This is a genomic window from Nonomuraea sp. NPDC005692 (assembly GCF_040631115.1).
Taxonomy (GTDB): Bacteria; Actinomycetota; Actinomycetes; order Streptosporangiales; family Streptosporangiaceae; genus Nonomuraea.
Window position 1 is genome coordinate 115,598 of record NZ_JBEXYU010000015.1, and the last position, 20,499, is coordinate 136,096.

Below are 20,499 nucleotides of genomic sequence, written 5' to 3' on the forward strand. Positions count from 1 at the left end.
TGCTCCATTTTGTATGGTCGTGCGAGTGATGGGGTAGTTGACCGAGATGAGTACCAAGGATGAGCTCCGGCAGGTCGAAGAGGACCTGGCCCGGCTGAAGGCGGAGAACCAGGACGTGCGCGACCAGGTGGGCACCATGGGCGCGACCGACCAGATCGAGACCGCGGCCATGATCGCCCAGGCCGACGAGCAGGCCGAGCTGATCGCCGACCTCGAACGACGCCGCGCCGACCTGGAGAGGCGGGTCGAGGAGGAGGGCTGAGGCTCAGCGGCGCAGCGGAGCGCCCACCTCGTGCAGGTGGCGCAGGGCCTGGCCGTAGGAGGCGAAGAGCCCGGTCTGCAGGTAGCTGACGCCGACCTCGGCGCAGTAGCTCTCGACGATGGGCTGCGCCTTGCGCAGGTTGGGCGCGGGCATGTTCGGGAACAGGTGGTGCTCGATCTGGTAGTTGAGCTGGCCGAGCGCCACGTCGGTGAACAGGCCGCCCCTGACGTTGCGGGAGGTCAGCACCTGCTTGCGAAGGAAGTCCAGCTTGTCGTCCTTGGTCAGGACGGGCATGCCCTTGTGGTTGGGCGCGAACGTGGAGCCCAGGTAAAGGCCGAACAGCCCCTGATGCACGATCAGGAACACCAGCGCCTTGCCGAACGGCAGCACGGCGAAGACCGCGCCGAAGTAGAGCACGAAGTGGGTGGTCAGCAGCGCCAGCTCGGCCCACGGCCGCTTGGCCGCCGGCGCCAGCAGCGCCTTGAAGCTGGCGATGTGCAGGTGCCAGGCCTCGAGGGTGAGCAGCGGGAAGAACAAGAGCGCCTGGTACTTCGCGACGGCACGCGGCAGGCCCGTGCTCCGCGCCACCTGGTCGTCCGACCAGACGATGACCGCGGGTGAGACGTCGGGGTCGTGGTCCTCGTGGTTGGGGTTGGCGTGGTGGCGGTTGTGCTTGCTGGTCCACCATCCCCAGCCCAGGCCGATGCCCAGGTTCCCCAGCAGGAGACCGGTCACGTCGCTCGGCCGCCGCTTCCTGAACACCTGGCGGTGGCCCAGGTCGTGGGAGACGAAGCCGATCTGTGCGAAGACCACGGCCAGCGCGACCGCGACGAGCAGTTGCCACCACGAGTCGCCCACCCAGGCGAACAACGCCCAGCAGCCGAGGTACGCGGCGACCACGATGGTGAGCCGCACCGCGTAATAGACGGGACGCCGGTCGAGGAGACCGGCGTCAGAGATTCGGCGGGCTAGTCGGGCGAAGTCACTGCCCCGGGTGTCGACCACACTTGGACTGGCCACAGATCTCCTCACATTGCGGTGGAAAGTTGCCACAACCCTGGCGTATCCGCCGCGAAACCGGAAGGTGTTCCATGGTCGTCCGGGGAGCGGCGGAGAAGGGGTTCGTCGTCGGTTTCCGTGGCCTCTTCCCCGACCATATGGCCCGGCGGCGCGTGCCGCGTACGCGACGGGCTCAGTCGAGCAGGGAGAGTGCGTGCCGCTCCGGGTTCGGCAGCGCGGTTCCCCTGGTCAGGGCCTCGTGGAAGGCGTCGGGGCCGAGGGCGGAGCGGCACCGTCCGTCCAGGGCGACCAGGGCGGGGTCGGCGGAGTCGCCGAGGCCGCGCAGCGCGCGGGCCGCGCCCAGCAGCTCGGCCGCCGGCCGGGGCGGCAGGTGCTCGGCCACGCCTTCCAGCACGGTCGCGCGGGCCGTCCGGTCGCCGCAGGTCTCCATCAGCTCCAGCGCCGTGCGCAGCGGCGGCCCCGGCTCCGCCACGCGGGCCAGCTCGACCTGCATGAACGCCCTGAACTGCGCGGGCCCGTCCCCGCTGCCGAGGGCCAGCGCGCGGTCGAGCAGCCGGGCCGCCCCCGACCGGTCGCCGGTGCGCCGGGCCAGCTCGGCGCGGGCGTGCAGGACCCTGGCCTGGGTCACCGCGTCCTCGGCCCGCAGCGCCGACCGCCACGCCTCCGCCAGCGTGGCGGCGGCCCCCTCGTGGTCGCCCGCCCGCGCCTTGAGCTGCCCGAGCCGGAGCAGGAACGTCATCGGGCCGAACGGCGCGTCCATCCCCGACAGCTCCGCGGACAGGCGTCCGGGCTCCTCGGCACGGGCGAGCGCGGCGGCGAAGTCGCCCCGGTTCTCGGCGACCAGCGACAACCAGTAGAGGCAGGCCCACTGGCCCCAGCGGTCGCCGGTGCGGCGGAAGCCGTCGAGCGCCGGGCCGAGCAGGTCCTGCGCGCCGGCGACCGTGCCGTACTCGAACCGGACGATGCCGCCGACCAGCAGCGCGGCCGAGCGCGTCCACAGGTCGGGTGAGTCGCGCAGGCGTTCGACGGTGTCCTCGGTGAGCTCGACGACGTCGGCGGGCGGGCGTTGCGCGCCGCTCATGGCCCAGAAGTTCAGCGCGGCGGGATGGTCGGAGTCGAGCACCGCCGGGGTCGGCTCGCCGCCCGTGAGCACCCGGCACAGCCCGTGCGCCAGCTCGCGCCCCGGCGGTGGCACGTCCCCGACCCGGCGCAGCACGGCCGCCGCCCGCTCGCTCATCTCGCGCCGCCGTCCGCGCATGATCCACGGCCAGAACCGGGGCAGGATCAGCCGGAGCGGGTCGTCGGAGTGGCGCAGCGCGGCGTCGAGGTTGTCCTGCTCGGCGTCCAGCACCGCCAGCCAGGCGAGCTGCTCGCCGGTACGCAGGAGGGGATCGGCGGTCTCGGCCAGCCGGGTGTAGTAGCGGGCGTGGGCCTGCTGGAGGGCGGGCAGGTCGGCGGCGGCGTACTGCCTGATGGTGGCCAGCATCGAGTAGCGGTCGCCGGAGACCGAGACGAGCGACTTGTCCACGAGCGAGGCGAGATCGTCCGGGTCGCCGCCGCACACCTCCGCGACGGCCTCGTACGTCGCGCCGCCGGAGAAGACGGTCAGCCCGCGCAGCAGCTCGCGCTCGCGTGCCGACAGCAGGTTCCAGCTCCAGTCGATGACGTCGCGCAACGTACGATGACGCGGCTCGGACGTACGCCCCCCGCGAAAGGCCAGCCGGTCGCCGAGCTGCCGGACCAGCACGGACACCGGCATCGTGCGCAGCCGGGCGGCGGCCAGCTCGATCGCCAGCGGGATGCCGTCGAGCTCCCGGCAGATGCGCTCGGCGTCGGCCGCGCTCACCTCCAGGCCGGGCCTGGCCGCCGCGGCCCGCGCCAGGAACAGCTCGGCGGCCTCGGGCAGCGGGCGGACGGGATGCAGCACCTCGCCGGGGATGTCGAGCGGCTCCCTGCTGGTGGCCAGGACGCGCAGCCCGGCGACCTCCGACAGCAACCACCGCGCGACCGTGGCGGCCTCCTCCACGACGTGCTCGCAGTTGTCCAGCACGATGAGCGGCGACGTGCCGCGCAGCGCCCGGACCACGTCGGTCGTCCTCAGCACGCTCTCGACCGCGGCCCGCACGCCGGTGGCGGAGGCCAGCTCCACCAGCCACACGCCGTCCGGCACGTCGAGGCCGCAGGCCGCCTCCAGCGCCAAGCGGGTCTTGCCCACGCCGCCGGGTCCGACCAGCGTGACCAGCCGCTCGTCCCGGCCGCCCAGCAGGGCGTGGAGCCGGGCGACGTCACCGGCCCGGCCGACGAAGCCGGTGAGCCGGGCGGGCAGGTTGCCCCTCGGCACGGGAGCCGGGTCGCGCAACGCCGCCATATGCGCCGCGCGCAGCTCGGGGCCGGGATCGACGCCCAGCTCGTCGGCCAGGTCGGCCCTGATCCGCGCGAAGACCTCCAGCGCCTCGCCGCGCCGCCCGCGCGCCACCAGCGCCCGCATGAGCAGGGCGTGGAACGGCTCGCGCAGCCGGTGCGCCGCGACCAGCTCCTCCAACTCGGCCACGACCCCCGGCCCGCTGTCACGTTCGCCTCGCGGCTGCCCGGATGGGGGCTCGGGCGCGGGCTCGGGCTCGGCCGCCAGGTCGGCGGTGATCGCGGCGGCCAGGGCCGTGAGGCGCAGTTCCTCCAGCCGGGCCGCGGGCGCGGCGGCGAACGCCAGCCCGGCCGCGTCCGCCAGGGCGGGCCCGCGCCACAACGCGAGCGCGCCGCGCGGGTCACCGGCCCGCACCAGCCGCTCGAACGCCGACGCGTCCACCTCGCCGGGCGGCACGTCCAGCAGGTAGCCGGCCGGGTGCGAGGAGATCAGCCCGGGTGCCTGCCGGCGGGCCCGCGACACCAGCGACTGGAGCGCCGCGGCCGGATGGTCGGGCGGCTCGCCGGGCCACAGGTCGTCGATCAGCCGGTCGGCGGTCACCACCCGGCCCGGGTCGAGCGCCAGACGGACGAGCAGGGCGCGCACGCGGGCGCCGCCGATCTCGGCCCCAGCCACCTGGAGCGGCCCCAGAACCCCGATCCGCATGCAACCACCGTACGGGCATACAAGCGTGCCGGGTTCCCGGCGGATCGCCGGCCTTCACCCGGTTCGAGCAGCCCGGAACAGTGAGCTCAGCTCTCCGAGAGGCGGTCGAAGAGGGTGAGCGCCGCCTGGCGCACCTCTTCCGGGGTCAACCCGTCGAGGGCCTGCCGCGCGTCGGCGATGTCACGCGTCGTGGCCAGCGTGATGGCCACGGACGAGGCGGCGGCGCGGTCGATCGATCCCGTCGGGGCGGCGTCGGCCAGCTGCTGGGCGCTCGCGGCGAGGTCGAGGTTGTCTCTCAACGGATCTCCTCGGACGAAGTCGGCTTCGCACATTTCATCACTTTGCGTCGCCCCACATCCACCATTTGTTGAATTCGGGACGTTATGCCCTGAGCGGGTCGTGCCCGACGGACATGAGCTCGCGCCGCGAGTCGTCGTCCGTCCGGTCGCCCATGGTCTCGACCAGCTCGATGACCTGACGCATCACGTCCAGGTCGGCCTTGGTCAGGTCGCCCTTCCGCTTGCTCAGGACGTGCAGCACGCCCCTGCCCAGCTTGTCGATGCCCATGTCGGGGTCGGGAGGGAAGCCCTCCTCGTCCGAGGCGTCGGCGAGCAGGTAGCCGCGCAGCTCCTCTGAGTTCATGTTGACCGCCCGGTGGAACTCGTCCCAGAGCGTGTCCGTGTCGAAACCCTCAGTCATATGGGCCGCCTACCCGCCCGACCCTCGCGTTACGCCCCGGGAACGGTCAGCCCCGACTCGTAGGCCGCGATCACGGCCTGCACGCGGTCCCGCAGCCCCAGTTTGCTCAACACGTTGCTGACGTGCGTCTTCACGGTGTGCTCGCTGACCACCATGGCCTCGGCGATCTCCGCGTTGGACAGCCCGCGCGCGATCAGCTGCAGCGTCTCGCGCTCCCTGGCGGTCAGCGACTCCAGCGTGTGCGCGGGGGCGGCCGTCGTCGCGGGGCGGGAGGTGAACTCGGCGATCAGCCTCCTGGTCACCGTGGGCGCGAGCAGCGACTCGCCCGCGGCCACCACGCGCACCGCGGTCACCAGGTCGTCCCGCCGCACGTCCTTCAGCAGGAACCCGCTCGCGCCCGCGCGCAGCGCGTCGAACACGTAGTCGTCCAGGTCGAACGTGGTCAGCATCAGCACCCGGCAGGCGGTCTCGGCGCACACGATCCTGGCCGCCTCGATGCCGTCCATCCTGGGCATGCGGATGTCGAGCAGCAGCACGTCCGGCTCGTGCGCCCGTACGGCGGCCACGGCCTCGACCCCGTCGCCCGCCTCGGCCACCACCGAGATGTCGGGCTGGGCGTCGAGGATCATCGCGAACCCGCCCCTGACCAGCTCCTGGTCGTCGGCCACCACGACGCGCACGCTCATCGGCCGGCCCCCAGCGGCAGCCGCGCCGACACGGCGAAGCCGGGCCCGTCCGCGCGCGGGCCGGCGGTCGCGCTGCCGCCGCAGGCCGCGGCCCGTTCGCGCATGCCGATCAGGCCGTTGCCCCCCGCGGGCAGCGCGCGGCCGCCGCCGCGCCCGTTGTCCGTGACGTCGATCATCAGGTGGTCGTCCTCCCAGGTGAGCCGGATCTCGGCGCGGTCGGCGCCGGAGTGCTTGACGATGTTGGTGAGCGCTTCCTGCGTGATCCGGTAGGCGGCCAGCGCGCTGTCGGGGCCGATCGGGCGGGGCTCGCCGGACTCGGCGAAGCTCACGTCGAGGCCGGTGCCCGCCACCTGGCCGGCCAGCGCGGGCAGGTCCGCGAGGGTCGGCTGCGGCGCCCGCGGCGCCTGCGGCTCGTCCTCCTTCAGTACGCCGAGCATGCGGCGCAGCTGCACCATCGCGTCCCGGCCCGCGGCGGCGATGGCGTCGAAGGCGGCCTCGGCCCTGGCCGGGTTGCTGCGCACCACGACGGGCCCCGCCTCGGCCTGGACCACCATGAGGCTGACCGCGTGGGCCAGGATGTCGTGCATGTCGCGGGCGATCCTGGCCCGCTCGCGTTCGGCCGCACGCTCGGCTTCCAATTGACGCTCCCTTTCGAGCCGGGCCGCGCGCTCGGCCAGCTCGGCGGCGTGGGCGCGGGACGTGGCCGCCGCGCGGCCGATGGCGTAGGCGGCGGTGAACAGGGCGACCCCGCGCATCGCGGTCTCCCACGAGCCGACGGCGGCCAGGCCGCCGACGAGGGTCACGACGAGCATGACGACCCTGGGCAGGCGGGGTGAGTACGCGGCGACCGTGTAGAAGGCGACCAGGGCGCCGTACCAGATGGGCTGGCGGGCGACGTTGTCGGCGAAGTCGTAGAGCGCGCCCACGACCAGGCTGGCGATCAGCATGGTCACCGGCCACCGGCGCCGCCAGACGACGGGGAGCGAGGCGCCGATCGCGATCGCGTACCCCCACCAGTCCCATCTGCCGCCCTGCGGGTCATGGCTGGAGACCAGCGGCCAGACCTGGACGAGGGCGATCAACAGGGCGAGCGCCCCGTCCACCCAGAGGTGGGGGAGCGCTCGAAGCCGGCGACGGAAGACGTCGACAAGCGTCAGATCGGACACAGGGTCCCATTGTTCCTCACGCATGGACGAGCACGTGCCGGGCACCGGCCGTGGCCTGGCGGCGGGCCAGCGGCCAGAACGACACCAGCATGCACACGGCGCCGAGCGGGATCAGGTCCTTCTCCAGGATCGGGATGGCGAAGTCGAGCATGACCAGGACGGGGGTCCAGAGCTTGACCTGCCGCCGCGCGGCGAGCTGGACGACCAGGGCCAGCTGGGCGACGTAGAACAGGAGCGGGCCGGCGGCGTAGACCGCGAGCGACACCCCCGGAACCGCCTGGACCTGGTCGAACAGCGGGGACATCGCGTCGTGGTCGGCGGCCATGAACCCGACGACGATGTCGATCACGAACTGCGCGGCCGCGCAGGCGATGCCCACCAGGCCGACCACGAGGCTGGTGGTGGCGATGCGGTTGCGGCCCAGCATCTGCCACATTTCCCGAAATATCACGATGAACAGGGCGAGGGCGGCAAGAAAGGCGAGATGGCCGGCTGTCCAGGCCAACCCCGGCCCTCGGCTCCCGTCCAGGCCGTCGACGATCCGGATCACGCCGTACGACAGGACGAGCAGCGGGGCGGCCACGAAGGCGGCGCGGGTGTTCATCAAGGGGTCTCCTCAAGGGGCAGGGCGATGCACTCATCCTGCGGTTTTCCGCTCCGGATGTGATCGCCGGGACGGGCGATCCCACGCCTCGCTCTCAAGAGGGATGCCCCTCGCTCCCGCGCCCCACATGCACGCCGACCGCCCCCGCACGCTGCCGACCGTGCCCCACAGGCATGCCGACAACAGGAGTCGGCTTGACAAGCGATATTGTCGGTGCGATCGTCGGCCGCACACCGCGCCGGGCCGTGACAGGGAGACCGCCATGCCGCACGAGTTCGAGATCCGCCACGAGATCCCGCTGGACGCCGCCCCCGACGTCGTCTGGCGGGCCATCGCGGAGGGGCCCGGCATCGACTCGTGGTTCATGGGCCGTACCGAACTGGAACCGCGCGAAGGCGGCCGGGGCACGCAGACCTTCGGCGCCGACGTCGCCACCGAGTCGGTGGTGACCGCCTGGGAGCCGGGCAGGCGCCTGGCCCACCGGGGCGTGGAGAACGCCGACGGCACGTTCATGGCCTTCGAGTACCTGCTCGAAGCCCGCGACTCGGGCAGCACGGTGCTCCGCTTCGTCCACAGCGGCTTTCTCGGCGAGGACTGGGAGTCGGAGTACGACGACCTCGAGCGCGGCGACCTCCAGTACCTGTACAAGCTGGCCGTCTACCTCAGGCACTTCCCCGGCAGGATCTCCACCCACAACCTGTTCCTGGCCGGCCCGTGCGCGTCGGAGGAGCGGTTCTGGACCGCGCTCGGTGCCGCGCTCGGCGTCGCCGGCCGCCCGGTGGCGGGGGAGAAGGTGACGGTCGCGATCGAGGGGCAGGCGCCGGAGCGGGGCGTCGTGGAGTGGGTGACCGCCCCGGGCACGTTCGTGGCGGTCCGTACGGACGACGGCCTGTACATGTTCGTCCAGGGACGCGGCATGGCGGTGGTGGAGCACCACGCCTACGTGCCGGTGGACGGCGAGGCCCTGGAGGCGGCCTGGACCCGCTGGCTCGGCACCGCCTCCGCCTGACCGCCGGCCCTCGGGCTCTCGGGCTCTCAGGCGAAGAACTCCCGCAGCACCGGCGCCAGGGCCTCCGGCTTGACGATGTGGGTCTGCCCGTCGAGCGTGCGGTGGTCGGCCGCGGGCAGCGCCTTCGCCAGCGCGCCGACGGAGTTGCGCATCCACTGCGGGCTCTTCCCGCCGTCGGCGACGAGCGTCGGAACGGTCACCGACGCCCACGCGCCCTCCGGGTACGGCTCGCCCCGCTGGTGCGGGGAGACGATCGCGGTGTCGTACGGCAGGGTGTGCGCCACGGCCTTGAGCCTGGACCACGCGGGCATGAACCGCATCATCGCCACCACGATCCCCGGCAGGCCGACCCCCTCGCGCATGAACAGCCTGACCGCCTCGGCCCGGCGGCCCGCGGCCACCAGCGCCTCCAGCCGTCGCGGGTAGTCGCCCTTGATCGGGGGACGGGCGCCGTCCACGATGAACGGCGGCTCGTACAGGGCCAGGCGCTCGACCGGCAGGCCGTTCCGGACCGCGGCCAGGGCGAGGGCGGCGCCGGATGAGGTGCCGTACAGGCGGACCGAGCCGCCGGCCTCCTTGACGAGCGCTTCCAGGTCCTCGACCTCCCGTTCGAGGGCGTACGGCCTGGTGTCGCCGCTCTCGCCGCGCCCGCGCCGGTCGTAGGTGTAGACCGTGAAGTCGGGGGCGAGCGCTTCGGCGAGGCCGCCGTTGATGCTGGAGCCGCGGAAGCTGAGTGCGCCGTCCACGAGGATGACCGCCGGGCCCTGGCCTGCGCGTTCGTACGCGATGGGGGTGCCGTCCGCGGAGTTGATCATGCTGCTCATGGTGTTCCCTCCGTTTCGTGGTGCCCACGGTAGCTACCGACAAATAAAATTGTCAAGAAATCTTTTGGGTGGGGACGTACTCATACGGGTACCTCTGCGCTCTTACTTGGTGGAGTCGTCCCGAGCGCGGGGGACGCTGGGGCGGCTCCCACGTCGCGTGCCGCGAAAAGGAGGGGACGGCACGTGCCGCAGACGGGGGCGGGCGGTCTGCCAGCCGCGCGCCCCGGCCGCGGCACGTGCCGTGGGCACCACGGGCCCGCCACCGCCCGCCCCCAGTCGCCCGGCACCCCGCCACCGCCCGCCCGGCGCCTTCCACCAGTCGTCCGGCGCCCCGCCGCCGGCCGCCGGTCAGGTCGCCGGGACCTTGACCGGTCCGCTCGCGGACGCCTGCGACCTGCGGCCGAGCCGTCGTACCGGCCCGATCACCAGCAGCGCCGTCACCACGCCGACCGTCACCAGGGCCGACCCCAGCATGAAGACGCGCGGCTCGACCAGCGCGGTGACCGGGCCGGCCAGCGCCTGCCCGACCGCCATGCCCGCGACCGACCCGGCCACCTGGTAGGCGTTGACCCGGTTCAGCACGTCCGGCGCGACCTGCGTCTGCACGGTCGTCGACCACATCACCGACCAGAACGCCATCGCGCACCCGCCGGCCAGGTGCCCGGCCATCAGCAGCGGCAGCGGCGGCCCGAGCGCGACCGACAGGGGCACGGCGACGTACCCGATCAGCGCCACCGCCCCCGCCGCCAGCGGCCTGCGCGGCTTCAGCCTGATCGCGACCAGCCCGCCCAGCACGGTCCCGAGGCCGAGCGCCGCCATCACCCAGCCGTAGTCGGCCCCGATGACCTGGGACGACAGCGGCACGTACGGCCCCACCACCAGAACACCCCAGAACACCCAGACCAGGATGACCGACCACATCCAGCTCCTGGCCTTGAACTCCTCCCAGCCCCTGCGCAGGTCGCTCAGCACGTCGGACGGCTCCGGCCTCGGCACGGCGACCCGCACCAGCAGCAGGCACACCGCGCTGACCAGGAACGTCGCGGCGTCCACGGTGTAGACGAAGACCGGCCCGGTGGCCACGATGAGGATCCCGGCCAGCGCGGGCCCGGCGAGCTGGGTGACCGCCTCGGCGATCTTCAGGGTCGCGTTGGCCCGCTGCGGATCCTCGCTGACCAGCGGCACCATCCCGTTGACGCACGGTTCGAACACCCCGGCGGCCATGCCCGACAGGAACGCCATCGCCAGCAGCAGGGCGAACGGCGGTACCCCGTCGAGGAAGGCGACCGCGACGACCGCCTGGGTGGCGACCCTGACCACGTCCGCGCCGATCATCAGGCGCCGGGGCCCGATCCGGTCGGCGACGACCCCACCGAACAACATGACCAGCACGGCCGACGCGGTCCAGAGCGCGAGCACGAAGCCGACGCCGGCGATCCCGTAGACTTTGCCGATCGCCAGCGCCGAGGCGACGGGCATCATCGCGTCGCCGAGCAGCGAGATCGTGCGGGCCCCGAAGTAGAGGGCGAAACTCCTCGTCCACATGAGCCCCAATTCTGGATTTCTCCAGATCAAAGCGCTGGTGTCCCAAATGACATCATTGGGTACATTTGCGCCATGCCCCTGGACTGCCCCGAGACGCCTCCGGCCCCCGTGAGCCCGCACCGCGTGGTCGCCCTGGTCGCGCCCAACCAGGAGCTCTACCCCGTCACCTCGGCCTCGGCCGTCTTCGGCTACCAGGGCCCCGACATCCCCCAGCACTACAGGTTCACCCTGTGCGCCGAGCGGCCGGGCTCGCTCCCCACCACCCTCGGCGTCCTCATGCAGGTGGACAGCGGTCTCGAAGCCATGGACGAGGCCGACACCGTGATCGTCGCGGGCTGGACCCTGGTCCCCTCGCCGGCCGTGCTCGACGCGGTGTCCCGGGCCCATTCCCGCGGGGCGCGCATCGTCGCCGTCTGCGCGGGCATCTTCATCCCCGCCGCCCTGGGCCTGCTGGACGGCCGCCGCGCGTCCGTCCACTGGGAGCTGTCCGGGGAGCTGGCCGCCCGCCACCCGCTCGTCGTCCCCGACGACACCGTCATCTACGTGGACCACGGCGACGTCGCCACCGCCGGAGCCTCGGCCGCCACCCTCGACCTGTGCCTGCACCAGGTGCTCCAGGACCACGGCGCGGCCCACGCCATGCGCATCGGCCGCCAGCTCGCCGCCGGGCCGCACCGTGAGGGCTGCCAGCGCCAGTATCCGCCGCTGCCCACCGCGGGGCCCATGCCGGACTCCCTGGCCCCGCTGCTCGAATGGCTGCTCGGCCGCCTGCCCGACCCCGTCACCGTCGAGGACATGGCCGCCTACTCGGGCGTCTCCACGCGTACCCTGACCCGGCAGTTCGCCGACCAGCTCGGCGTGCCGCCCGCCCGCTGGCTGCTGGAGCGACGGCTGGCCGCCACGCGCGCCCTGCTGGAGGAGACCGACCTGCCGGTCGAGACCATCGCCACCCGCGTCGGCCTCTCCTCGGCCGTCAACCTCCGCCGCCGCTTCCACACCGCGCTGCGCACCACCCCGGCGGCCTACCGCCGCTCCTTCCGCTGACGGGTGACGACCGCCGTCAGGCCGCGTGCCAAGGACGGGCGGGCTCGGTCTCCTTGGCGGCGTCCGCGACGCGCACCGCGTACGTCGGGCGCCCGGCACCGGGCACCGGCCCGAGGTAGGAGTGGCCGGTCAGGTGGCACCACGCGGGCAGGTCGACGGGCGCGGCGGGGTCGGTGGCGATCAGGTGGATCACGGCGCCGGGACCGGCGCGCAGCACGTGCCCGCGCAGCTCGATGAGCAGTTGCACGCACATCTTGTCGCCGCCGTCGATCACGAGATCAGGTTCGGGCATGCGTATAGGAAACCACGCGTCGCCGTCGAGTAGGTTGAGGCCTGTCCTGGCCCCGTGAGAGGCCGGAGCAGGCGTCGGACGGTAACGGCCCGGACACAACGGGCGGATTATCCCAGTAAAAGGGTCATAATCCTGTTCAAGTGTTGGGGAAGGCGGTGATGAGATGACCGGGTTCACCGAGATCGCCGAAGAGGCCGGGCCGGCGGAGCGTCGCGGGACCGGGCGCGGCTCCGCGGGCCGGGGCGTGCGGCTCGCGCGCCTCACGGCCGTCGTCATGGCGGTGGCCTCGCCGGTCCTCACGGTCGCCGCGCTGCTCGTCTACGCCCGCCTGCCGGAGGCGTGGACCCCGCTGCGAACCGCCTCGCCCCAGACGGCCGCCGCCCTGACCTTCCCCGCGGTCGGCGCGTTCCTGATCTTCCACCGGCCGCGGCTGAACATGGCGTGGCTGATGGTCGCGGGCGGCATCGCCGCCGCCGTCAGCGACCTGTCCAGCGCGCTGATGTTCCGGCTGGCCGCCGACGGCGACCTGGTCGCGGCCGGGCTCGTACGCTTCCCCGCGCAGGTCGGGTGGGCGGTGTGCGGCCTGGCGCTCACCATGCTGCTGCCGCTCTACTCGCCCGACGGGCGGCTGCCCTCGCCGCGCTGGCGGTGGGTGCTGCTGCTGGGCGCGTTCTCGCTCGGGCTCGACCTGGCCCGCTCGGTGTTCCGGCCCGACCCGCCTCCCGGCAGCTATCCCTACCCGGCCGTCATCCCCAACCCGCTGCAGATCCGCGCGCTCGGGCCGTACGTCGAGGCAGTCTCCATGGTCGCCTGGACCGGCATCTACGTCGCCATGGCGCTGACGGCGCTCTCCCTGGCGCTGCGGCTGCGCCGGGCCGACCCGGTGGGCAGGCGGCAGATCGGATGGCCGCTGTTCGCGTTCGCGGGCTATGTCGTGTTCCTGATCGCGGCAGCGTTCGTGCCGGCGCTCCTGTGGCCGAGCGTCGTGTGGGCGGCGCTCATCCCGGTCGCCGTCGCGTTCTCGGTGACCCGCTATCGGCTCTACGGCATCGACACGGTGATCAGCCGGGCCTTTGTCGCGGCCGGGTTGGTGGCCGTGGTGAGCGCGGTCTACTTCGGCGCGGGCGCGCTGTCCAGCCTCGTGGTCTCCGGCTACGACGAGATCGCGGGCATCGCCGCCGCGCTGTTCGCGGGCGCGTTCTTCCAGCCGCTGCGGCACGTGCTGCAACGCGCCGTCGACCGCTTCCTGTACGGCAGCGTCGGCGACCCCGCCGTGCTGGCCGAACGCCTGACCCAGGCCGTCCGGCGCGGTGACCCGGCCAAGGCGCTGACCTCCGTGGTCAGCGTGCTGCGCGACGGGCTCGCGGTCGAGGGCGTGGCCGTGGAGGTCGCCGACGGCGAGCCGCGTTACGTCGAGAGCGGCCGGGTGGGCGCGGAGCCCCGCCAGGTGCCGCTGGTGTGGCACGGCGAGCGCGTCGGCCGCCTGTTCGTCGGGCCGCCCGGCCCGCGCCGCTTTCCCGCCGCCCACAACGAGCGCGTGCTCACCACGCTCACGCCGTACGCCGCCGACGTGGCGCACGCCGTGCGCATGGCCGCCGACCTGCAGCGGTCCAGGGAACGCATCCTGACGGCCAGGGAGGAGGAGCGCCGCCGCCTGCGCCGCGACCTGCACGACGGGCTCGGCCAGACCCTCTCGGCCATGGCCATGACCATCAACATGGCCAGGATGAGCCTGAAGAAGTCCCCCGACGCCGCCGACGAGCTGCTGCGCGAGCTGCACACCGGCATGGGCGCGGTCACCGACGACATCCGCGAGCTGGTGTACGGCCTGCGCCCGCCCGCGCTCGACGATCTCGGCCTGGCCAGGGCCGTCCGCGAGCTGGCCGGTCAGTCCTCCCCGGACACCGAGATCGAGGTGGAGGTCGAGGGCAGCCTGACCGACCTGCCCGCCGCTGTCGAGGTGGCCGTCTACCGGATCGTCCAGGAGGCGCTGACCAACATCCGGCGGCACGCCAGGGCCTCCCGCGCCCGCATCGTGCTCCAGCGGGACTCGGTGCTGCGCGTGCTGGTCGCCGACGACGGCCGCGGGCTGCCCGCCGCGTACAGCGCGGGGGTGGGACTCGGCTCGATGCGGGAACGGGCGGCCGAGCTCGGCGGCATCTGCGTCGTCAACAGCGGGCCGGGGGCCGGGACGCGGGTCGAGGTCATGCTGCCCCTGGGCTCGGCCGCGAAGGAGCCGGTCAGACCGCCACGCGCGGGCCGCTGAGCACCTCGCCGCGCCGGGCAAAATTAACCGAGGGTAGTTTTGATCTCACCCTTGGTGTGGAACATGGTGAAGTATCACCTCATTCCTCACGGAGGACGTGCCTTGCCCCAGCACACACCCCGCCTGGTGATGTACTACCGGACCCACTGCGACGGCGGCCTCTACGTCTCCCCGCTGCCCCTGATCGAACGGCGTACCGGCCTCACCCACCTGGTCGTCGCCACCGTGGAGGTGGACGAGGGCGGCGACGTCCGGCTCAACGGCGCCCCGCCCGACTGCCCCGACCTGGCCCAGATGTGGGACGACGTGCAGGTCACCCAGGTGTACGGAGCCCGTGCCCTGGCCATGATCGACGGTCTCGACCGCCTCGACCACGACTTCGGCACCTGCTACCCGCCGCTGCGCCGCCTGCTCGCCCGCCGCCGCCTCGACGGCGTGGACCTGCACCTGACCGAGCCCATGTCGCCGCCCGGCCTCGGACGCCTGGTCGACCGGCTGCGCGCCGACTTCGGCCCCGCCTTCCTGCTCGCGCTCACCCCGTCCGCCGCCGTGGACCACGACCAGGTCTTCCGCGACCGGGGCGCCGACCTCGCCTGGCTCAACCTGCCGATGTACGGCGGCCCGCGGAGCCTGGCCGACCCGTGCGACTACGACGCCGTGCTCGCCGGGGGAGTGGTGCCGGCGGGCAAGCTGGTGGCCGGGGCGGTCACCAGCCCCGACAACGGGGGCGGCGGCTACGTCGAGGTCGACCGCCTGGCCGCCACTGTCGCCGAGCTGCTGCACCGGCATCCCGGGATGGGCGGGGTGAGCGGCTGGGAGTACTACAACGCCCTGCCCGGCGGCACGGACGCCCCCTGGCAGTGGGCCGAACGCATCGGCGCCGCCCTCAAACTGACCCGCAAGCCCTAGAACTGACCCGCAAGCCCTGACCCTGACCCGCAGGCCCTGACCCGCGAGCTCTGACCCGCGAGCCGTGCCCGCGAGTCGTGCCCTTCCAAGCTCCGGCCCTTCAGGCCCCGCCCTGGGCAGGCGCGGTCAGCGTCGCCGGCGCTTCTGGGCGCCCGCCGTCTTGCCCGGTTTGCGGGGCTTCCTGGGCAGACGCCCGCGCTCGCCCGGCGGCCGTACGTGCACCCCGCGCCACCGCTGCAACGCCACGCGCGCGGCCGAGGCCACCCGGGGCGCCGGATGGTGCTCGATGAGGAAGCGCAGCATCGGCGTCGTGTAGGGATGGTCGCTGCACGTCATCATGCCGAGCATGCTGAGCACGTCGTCGACGTCGAGGTTGCCGGAGAGCTGAAGTATCGACTCGGCCGGCCCGCCGATCTCCATCGCGGCCACGGTCATGTCGGCGTACACCCAGGCCACGTCGACGGGGGCGGGCGGGACGTCGTGGTCCTCCTTCTCCCGGGCCCGGATGAGCGCCCCGAGCCGGGGCACCTCGCGCAACGCGGCGGCGATCTCCTGCCCCGGCCGGCCGAGGTCCTCCAGCAACACGGTCAGGCCGACGGCCCGGCTCAGCGGGCTGACGTCGAGCAGGACGTCGGCGATCTCCTCGGCGGCCCGCGCCGGATCGCGCCCGCCCAGCCAGACGCGCACCTCCTCGGCGCGTTCGTCGTCGTCGTAGGTGCGCAGGGCCCGCAGCAGCGTGGGGGCGTCGGCGCCGGCCGTGCCGCCGTGGACCGGGATGTCCTGGCCGATGAGGGTCTTGAAGAGGTCGAGCGCGCTCCACGTGCCGAGCGGGGTCAGCGACACCGTCGAGCCCTCGCGCCGGATCAGCCGCAACCAGGCCAGCTCGTCGGCCGCCTCGTCGGTCAGCTCGGGGATCTCCGACACCGGCAGGGCGTCGCGGTGGCTGAGCAGCATCAGCAGGGTGCTCGTGCCCGCGTCGAGCGCCGCGGCGTCGGCCTCGGGGGAGAACAGCGAGTAGAGGATGTCGCCCCACGTGTCCAGCACGTCCTCGGCCGGCCCCGACGCCAGGGTCTCGACCGCCGGGCCGGTCGTGGCGGCCCCGTCGCGTACGTCGATGAGCCGGCTGTCCTCGGCCACACCCCACAACCGCCCCTGCTCCGGCCGCGCCGCCCCCGGCTCACCGGCGGTGGAGGCGAGGCGGAGCAGGTCGTGGACGACCGGCGTCGCCCGGACCACGGCCGCGAGGTCGTCGGCCGGGAGGAGGCGCACCGGCGGCTGGAGGGTCACGAGCGGCAGCAGGTCCGCTTGATGGAGGAAAGGGTCCACGGTGGGTAAGGTTACTGTCTCATTGCGTGACGATGCCTGCTCTTTGCCTGCACGGGCGGCCGGAAAACGCCTCGGATTCTGTCGGTGGCCGGTGATACAAACGGGTCCGATGCTCGCCCGCCCTCGGCCAAGGGGTTTCACCGTGACCACCGGCAGTTCGGAGTTCTCCGTCGAAGGCCCGCGCTACGACCGCCGGGGGCCGGTCCGCTGGCTGTGGTCCCACCTGCGCCGCCATCCGCTGCCCCTGACGGGCTTCCTCGGTGGCTCGCTGGTGATGGTGGTGCTCAACGCGCTGGTCCCCCAGCTCACCGGCTCGGCCTTCGACGCGGTGCTGGGCGGCCGGGGCGCGCCCGCCGCCGCGCTCGGCCTGGTCGCCCTGGCGCTGCTGGCGGTGGTGTCGGCCCGCGGCCTGTTCGACCTCGTCGCCCGGATGAGCAGCGAGGTGCTGGCCAAGCGGCTCGAACGCGACGCCCGCGACGAGCTCTACGCGGGCCTGCTCGGCAAGAGCCAGACCTTCCACAACCGGCAGCGGGTGGGCGACCTGATGGCGCGGGCGGCCAACGACATCCGCCAGCTCTCCATCATGATCAGCCCAGGCGTCGACCTGATCGTCGACTCCGGGCTCACCGGCCTGGTGCCCCTGGTGTTCATCGCCGCGATCGACCCGCGGCTGCTGCTGGTGCCCGTGGTGTTCGCGGTGGTGTTCGCGTTCGCGCTGCGCCACTACATGGGGCAGCTCAACCCGGTGGCCACCCGCATGCGCGACGAGTTCGGCGACCTCAACGCCGGGCTGAGCCAGGCGGTGCGCGGCATCGAGGTCATCAAGGTGACCGCGCAGGAGGAGCAGGAGCGGCTGCGCTTCCGGGCCAACGCCCGGCGCTACCGTGACTCGTTCGTGCGCAACGGCCTCGTCCAGGCGCGCTACCTGCCCACGTTGCTGTTCGCGTGCGCCATGGCGGGGGCGCTGTGGCACGCCCTCCACCTCCACGCCGCCGGTGCGATCACGATCGGCGACCTGGTGGCCTTCATGGGGCTGATGGGCATGCTCGGCTTCCCGACCCAGATCTCGATCTTCACGTTCTCGCTGGTGCAGATCGGCATCGTGTCCTCCCGCCGGATCCTCGACATCGTGGGCGCCGAGACCGAGCTGGAGCAGCCGGCCGCCGGCCACGTCGCGCCCATCGGGGGCGAGATCGTCTTCGACGACGTCACCTTCGGCTACGGCGAGGGCGAGCCCGTCCTGCGGGGGGTGACGTTCACCGTGCGGCCGGGGGAGACGGTGGCGATCGTCGGCGAGACCGGGGCGGGCAAGAGCTCGCTGACGAAGCTGGTGCCCCGCATCTACGACGTCACCTCGGGCCGGATCCTGGTCGACGGCGTCGACGTCCGCGACTGGGACCTCGACTCGCTGCGCTCCCAGATCTCCACCATCGAGCAGGACGTCGTGCTGTTCTCGCGGTCCGTGGCCGAGAACATCGCCTTCGGCCTCGGCCAGCGGGCCGACCGCGCGGCCGTGGTCAGGGCGGCCGAAGACGCGCAGGCGGCCGAGTTCGTGGCCGAGCTCGACGACGGCTACGACACCGTCATCGGCGAGCGCGGCCTCACGCTGTCCGGCGGCCAGCGGCAGCGGCTGGCCATCGCGCGGGCGCTGCTGACCGACCCGGCGATCCTGATCCTCGACGACTCCACCAGCGCCATCGACTCCGCCACCGAAGACCGCATCCAGCAGGCCATCGAGCGCATCCAGGAAGGGCGCACGACCCTGCTGATCACCCACCGGCTCTCCCAGATCCGCTGGGCCGACAAGGTGCTGCTGCTGCGGCGCGGCGAGGTGGCCGGCTTCGGCACCCACGACGAGCTGATCGCCGGCAGCCCCCTCTACCGCCGCATCTTCTCCCACTACGACGAGGTCCCGACCGGCGAGGGCGCGCTCGACGAGCAGGAAAGGGTCCACTGATGGGCTTCATCATGGACGGCCTCGACGCCGAAGACTACGACCGCACCTACGCCGACCGTGACCTGACGCGCCGGATCCTCGCCTACTTCCGCCCCAAGCTGGGCGCGATGTTCCTGGTGGCGGCCATGATCGTGCTGGTCTCGGCGGCGCAGGCGGTCCTGCCGCTGCTGGCCAGCGAGGGCGTCGACGCCATCCAGGACGGCACGATCGCCGACGTCGGCCCGCTGCTCACCGTCGGCATCCTGCTCGCCGGAGCGCTGAGCTGGGCCTTCAACTTCGTCCGCCAGTGGTACAGCGCGCGGGTGACCGGCGACGTCGTGCTGCGCCTGCGCGAAGACGCCTTCGACGCGGTGCTCCAACGCGACCTGTCCTTCTACGACGAGACCCCGTCGGGCCGCATCGTCAGCCGCGTCACCTCCGACACCGACGACTTCGCCACGGTCTCCACCCTGACGATGGACCTGATCAGCCAGGTGCTGATGGTGGGGTTCGTCACCGTCCTGCTGTTCCTGCGCAGCGTCGAGCTGGCGTTGCTGACCCTGCTGGTGGCGCCGGTCGTGATGGGCATGGCGCTACTGTTCCGGCGGCTGGCCAGGTCCAGCACCCGGCGGGCCCAGCGGTCGCTGAGCCGGGTCAACGCCAACCTCCAGGAGACCATGGGCGGCATCGCCGTGGCCAAGAACTTCCGCCAGGAGCAGCAGGTCTACGACGAGTTCCGGCCGGTCAACGAGCAGAGCTACCGGGTGACGCTGCGGCAGGGCTTCGTCTTCTCGGCCATCTTCCCCCTGCTGTTCCTCGTGGCGGGGCTCGCGACGGTCGCGCTGGTCCAGCTCGGCGGCACGTCGGTGCTCGGCCACGGCCTGTCGGCGGGCGACTGGTACCTGTTCCTGCAGGGCGTGTCGCTGTTCTGGATGCCGCTGACCTCCATCGCCGCCTTCTGGTCGCAGTTCCAGCAGGGCCTGTCGGCCTCCGAGCGGGTCTTCGCCCTGATCGACGCCCCGCCCCGGGTCGTGCAGACCGGCTCGGCCGACCCGGGCAGGCTGGCCGGGCGCATCGAGTTCGACGACGTCACCTTCGGCTACGACGCGGCCCACCCCGTGCTCCGGCGTTTCGACCTGGTCGTCGAGGCGGGCGAGACCGTCGCGCTGGTCGGCCACACCGGCGCCGGCAAGTCCACGCTGGGCAAGCTGATCACCCGTTTCTACGAGTTTCAGGAAGGCCGCCTGCTGATCGACGGCCACGACATCCGCTCGCTCGACCTCGGCGCGTACCGGCGGCAGATCGGCGCGGTGCCGCAGGCGCCGTTCCTGTTCAGCGGCACGGTCGCCGACAACATCCGCTACCCGCGTCCCGACGCGGGCGACGACGAGGTGCTGGCCGCGGCGGCCGCGGTCGGCGGCGGCGACTGGATCGAGGCCCTGCCCCACGGCCTGGCCACCGACGTGGGCGAGCACGGACGGGCCCTGTCCATGGGCCAGCGGCAGCTCGTCGCGCTGGCCCGCCTGCTCATCCAGGACCCGGCGATCGTCGTCCTCGACGAGGCCACCGCCAGCGTCGACCCGCTGACCGAGGCCCAGATCCAGGAGGGGCTCGACGTGGTGCTGGCCGGCCGCACCTCGATCGTCATCGCCCACCGGCTGTCCACGATCGAGCACGTCGACCGCATCATCGTGCTCGACCACGGCCGGATCGTGGAGGAGGGCGACCACGCCTCGCTGCTGGCCCGCGGCGGCCGCTACTGCCAGGTCTACAACACCTACTTCCGCCACCAGTCGCCCGACTACCGGCCCGACAGCGGGTTCGTCGCCGTCGGCGAGACCTGA

18 protein-coding genes are annotated in these 20,499 nt (G+C 72.8%); 7 read left to right on the forward strand and 11 right to left on the reverse strand.

Annotation, left to right across the window (positions count from 1 at the left end):
- Positions 1–46 precede the first annotated feature (46 nt).
- Positions 47–262 carry a hypothetical protein gene (locus tag ABZ459_RS28435; RefSeq protein WP_357976336.1) on the forward strand — a complete coding sequence of 72 codons (216 nt, stop codon included), beginning with the start codon at positions 47–49 and terminating at the stop codon, positions 260–262.
- 3 nt (positions 263–265) lie between these two features.
- Here the strand turns inward: ABZ459_RS28435 and ABZ459_RS28440 are convergent, their stop codons facing one another.
- The 7 genes from ABZ459_RS28440 to ABZ459_RS28470 form a co-directional block, all read right to left on the reverse strand.
- Entirely contained in the window at positions 266–1,282 is a 1,017-nt protein-coding gene (locus ABZ459_RS28440; protein WP_357976339.1) for an acyl-CoA desaturase, read from the reverse strand.
- Positions 1,283–1,454: 172 nt separating this feature from the next.
- Positions 1,455–4,349, reverse strand: a complete 2,895-nt coding sequence (locus ABZ459_RS28445) for a BTAD domain-containing putative transcriptional regulator (protein ID WP_357976342.1) — start codon at positions 4,347–4,349, stop codon at positions 1,455–1,457.
- 86 nt (positions 4,350–4,435) lie between these two features.
- Entirely contained in the window at positions 4,436–4,648 is a 213-nt protein-coding gene (locus ABZ459_RS28450; protein ID WP_352323140.1) for a hypothetical protein, read from the reverse strand.
- A gap of 82 nt (positions 4,649–4,730) precedes the next feature.
- Positions 4,731–5,048: a DUF3140 domain-containing protein gene (locus tag ABZ459_RS28455; RefSeq protein WP_357976345.1), complete on the reverse strand. Its 318-nt coding sequence runs from the start codon at positions 5,046–5,048 to the stop codon at positions 4,731–4,733.
- Positions 5,049–5,077: 29 nt separating this feature from the next.
- On the reverse strand, positions 5,078–5,734 hold the full coding sequence (locus ABZ459_RS28460; RefSeq protein ID WP_357976348.1) for a response regulator transcription factor: 657 nt from the start codon (positions 5,732–5,734) through the stop codon (positions 5,078–5,080).
- Positions 5,731–6,900, reverse strand: a complete 1,170-nt coding sequence (locus tag ABZ459_RS28465; protein WP_357976351.1) for a histidine kinase — start codon at positions 6,898–6,900, stop codon at positions 5,731–5,733. Before ABZ459_RS28465 ends, ABZ459_RS28460 begins: the two co-directional genes overlap by 4 nt.
- Before the next feature lie 16 nt (positions 6,901–6,916).
- Positions 6,917–7,504: a hypothetical protein gene (locus tag ABZ459_RS28470; protein WP_357976354.1), complete on the reverse strand. Its 588-nt coding sequence runs from the start codon at positions 7,502–7,504 to the stop codon at positions 6,917–6,919.
- A gap of 262 nt (positions 7,505–7,766) precedes the next feature.
- Here ABZ459_RS28470 and ABZ459_RS28475 point away from each other — a divergent pair, with 262 nt between their 5' ends.
- On the forward strand, positions 7,767–8,513 hold the full coding sequence (locus tag ABZ459_RS28475; protein WP_357976357.1) for an SRPBCC domain-containing protein: 747 nt from the start codon (positions 7,767–7,769) through the stop codon (positions 8,511–8,513).
- Between the two features lie 26 nt (positions 8,514–8,539).
- On the opposite strand, the gene ABZ459_RS28480 is transcribed toward ABZ459_RS28475, so the two are convergent.
- The gene (locus ABZ459_RS28480) at positions 8,540–9,337 is read right to left on the reverse strand and encodes an alpha/beta fold hydrolase (protein ID WP_357976360.1); all 798 of its coding nucleotides are present in this window, start codon (positions 9,335–9,337) and stop codon (positions 8,540–8,542) included.
- A 348-nt stretch (positions 9,338–9,685) separates the two neighbouring features.
- Positions 9,686–10,882, reverse strand: coding sequence for an MFS transporter (locus ABZ459_RS28485; protein ID WP_357976363.1), 1,197 nt, complete (start codon positions 10,880–10,882; stop codon positions 9,686–9,688).
- A 72-nt stretch (positions 10,883–10,954) separates the two neighbouring features.
- On the opposite strand from ABZ459_RS28485, the gene ABZ459_RS28490 reads away from it, so the two are divergent.
- The gene (locus ABZ459_RS28490; protein ID WP_357976366.1) at positions 10,955–11,926 is read left to right on the forward strand and encodes a helix-turn-helix domain-containing protein; all 972 of its coding nucleotides are present in this window, start codon (positions 10,955–10,957) and stop codon (positions 11,924–11,926) included.
- 16 nt (positions 11,927–11,942) lie between these two features.
- Here ABZ459_RS28490 and ABZ459_RS28495 read toward each other — a convergent pair whose 3' ends face one another.
- Positions 11,943–12,218 carry a sulfurtransferase TusA family protein gene (locus ABZ459_RS28495; RefSeq protein WP_357976369.1) on the reverse strand — a complete coding sequence of 92 codons (276 nt, stop codon included), beginning with the start codon at positions 12,216–12,218 and terminating at the stop codon, positions 11,943–11,945.
- Between the two features lie 163 nt (positions 12,219–12,381).
- On the opposite strand from ABZ459_RS28495, the gene ABZ459_RS28500 reads away from it, so the two are divergent.
- Entirely contained in the window at positions 12,382–14,484 is a 2,103-nt protein-coding gene (locus ABZ459_RS28500; protein ID WP_357976372.1) for a histidine kinase, read from the forward strand.
- A gap of 102 nt (positions 14,485–14,586) precedes the next feature.
- Positions 14,587–15,393, forward strand: a complete 807-nt coding sequence (locus tag ABZ459_RS28505; protein WP_357976375.1) for a hypothetical protein — start codon at positions 14,587–14,589, stop codon at positions 15,391–15,393.
- A gap of 126 nt (positions 15,394–15,519) precedes the next feature.
- Here the strand turns inward: ABZ459_RS28505 and ABZ459_RS28510 are convergent, their stop codons facing one another.
- On the reverse strand, positions 15,520–16,719 hold the full coding sequence (locus tag ABZ459_RS28510; protein WP_357976377.1) for a hypothetical protein: 1,200 nt from the start codon (positions 16,717–16,719) through the stop codon (positions 15,520–15,522).
- Between the two features lie 142 nt (positions 16,720–16,861).
- On the opposite strand from ABZ459_RS28510, the gene ABZ459_RS28515 reads away from it, so the two are divergent.
- Positions 16,862–18,676, forward strand: a complete 1,815-nt coding sequence (locus tag ABZ459_RS28515) for an ABC transporter ATP-binding protein (protein WP_357976379.1) — start codon at positions 16,862–16,864, stop codon at positions 18,674–18,676.
- Complete coding sequence (locus ABZ459_RS28520; protein ID WP_357976382.1) at positions 18,676–20,499, forward strand: ABC transporter ATP-binding protein; 1,824 nt, start codon at positions 18,676–18,678, stop codon at positions 20,497–20,499. The genes ABZ459_RS28515 and ABZ459_RS28520 overlap by 1 nt, the downstream gene beginning before the upstream one ends.

What these genes read in the sequence shown, in the direction of transcription:
- ABZ459_RS28435 (WP_357976336.1), top strand. Translation starts at nt 47, where the DNA reads ATGAGTACCAAGGATGAGCTCCGGCAGGTCGAAGAGGACCTGGCCCGG.
- ABZ459_RS28445 (WP_357976342.1), bottom strand. Translation starts at nt 4,349, where the DNA reads ATGCGGATCGGGGTTCTGGGGCCGCTCCAGGTGGCTGGGGCCGAGATC.
- ABZ459_RS28455 (WP_357976345.1), bottom strand. Translation starts at nt 5,048, where the DNA reads ATGACTGAGGGTTTCGACACGGACACGCTCTGGGACGAGTTCCACCGG.
- ABZ459_RS28460 (WP_357976348.1), bottom strand. Translation starts at nt 5,734, where the DNA reads ATGAGCGTGCGCGTCGTGGTGGCCGACGACCAGGAGCTGGTCAGGGGC.
- ABZ459_RS28470 (WP_357976354.1), bottom strand. Translation starts at nt 7,504, where the DNA reads ATGAACACCCGCGCCGCCTTCGTGGCCGCCCCGCTGCTCGTCCTGTCG.
- ABZ459_RS28475 (WP_357976357.1), top strand. Translation starts at nt 7,767, where the DNA reads ATGCCGCACGAGTTCGAGATCCGCCACGAGATCCCGCTGGACGCCGCC.
- ABZ459_RS28480 (WP_357976360.1), bottom strand. Translation starts at nt 9,337, where the DNA reads ATGAGCAGCATGATCAACTCCGCGGACGGCACCCCCATCGCGTACGAA.
- ABZ459_RS28485 (WP_357976363.1), bottom strand. Translation starts at nt 10,882, where the DNA reads ATGTGGACGAGGAGTTTCGCCCTCTACTTCGGGGCCCGCACGATCTCG.
- ABZ459_RS28490 (WP_357976366.1), top strand. Translation starts at nt 10,955, where the DNA reads ATGCCCCTGGACTGCCCCGAGACGCCTCCGGCCCCCGTGAGCCCGCAC.
- ABZ459_RS28495 (WP_357976369.1), bottom strand. Translation starts at nt 12,218, where the DNA reads ATGCCCGAACCTGATCTCGTGATCGACGGCGGCGACAAGATGTGCGTG.
- ABZ459_RS28500 (WP_357976372.1), top strand. Translation starts at nt 12,382, where the DNA reads ATGACCGGGTTCACCGAGATCGCCGAAGAGGCCGGGCCGGCGGAGCGT.
- ABZ459_RS28520 (WP_357976382.1), top strand. Translation starts at nt 18,676, where the DNA reads ATGGGCTTCATCATGGACGGCCTCGACGCCGAAGACTACGACCGCACC.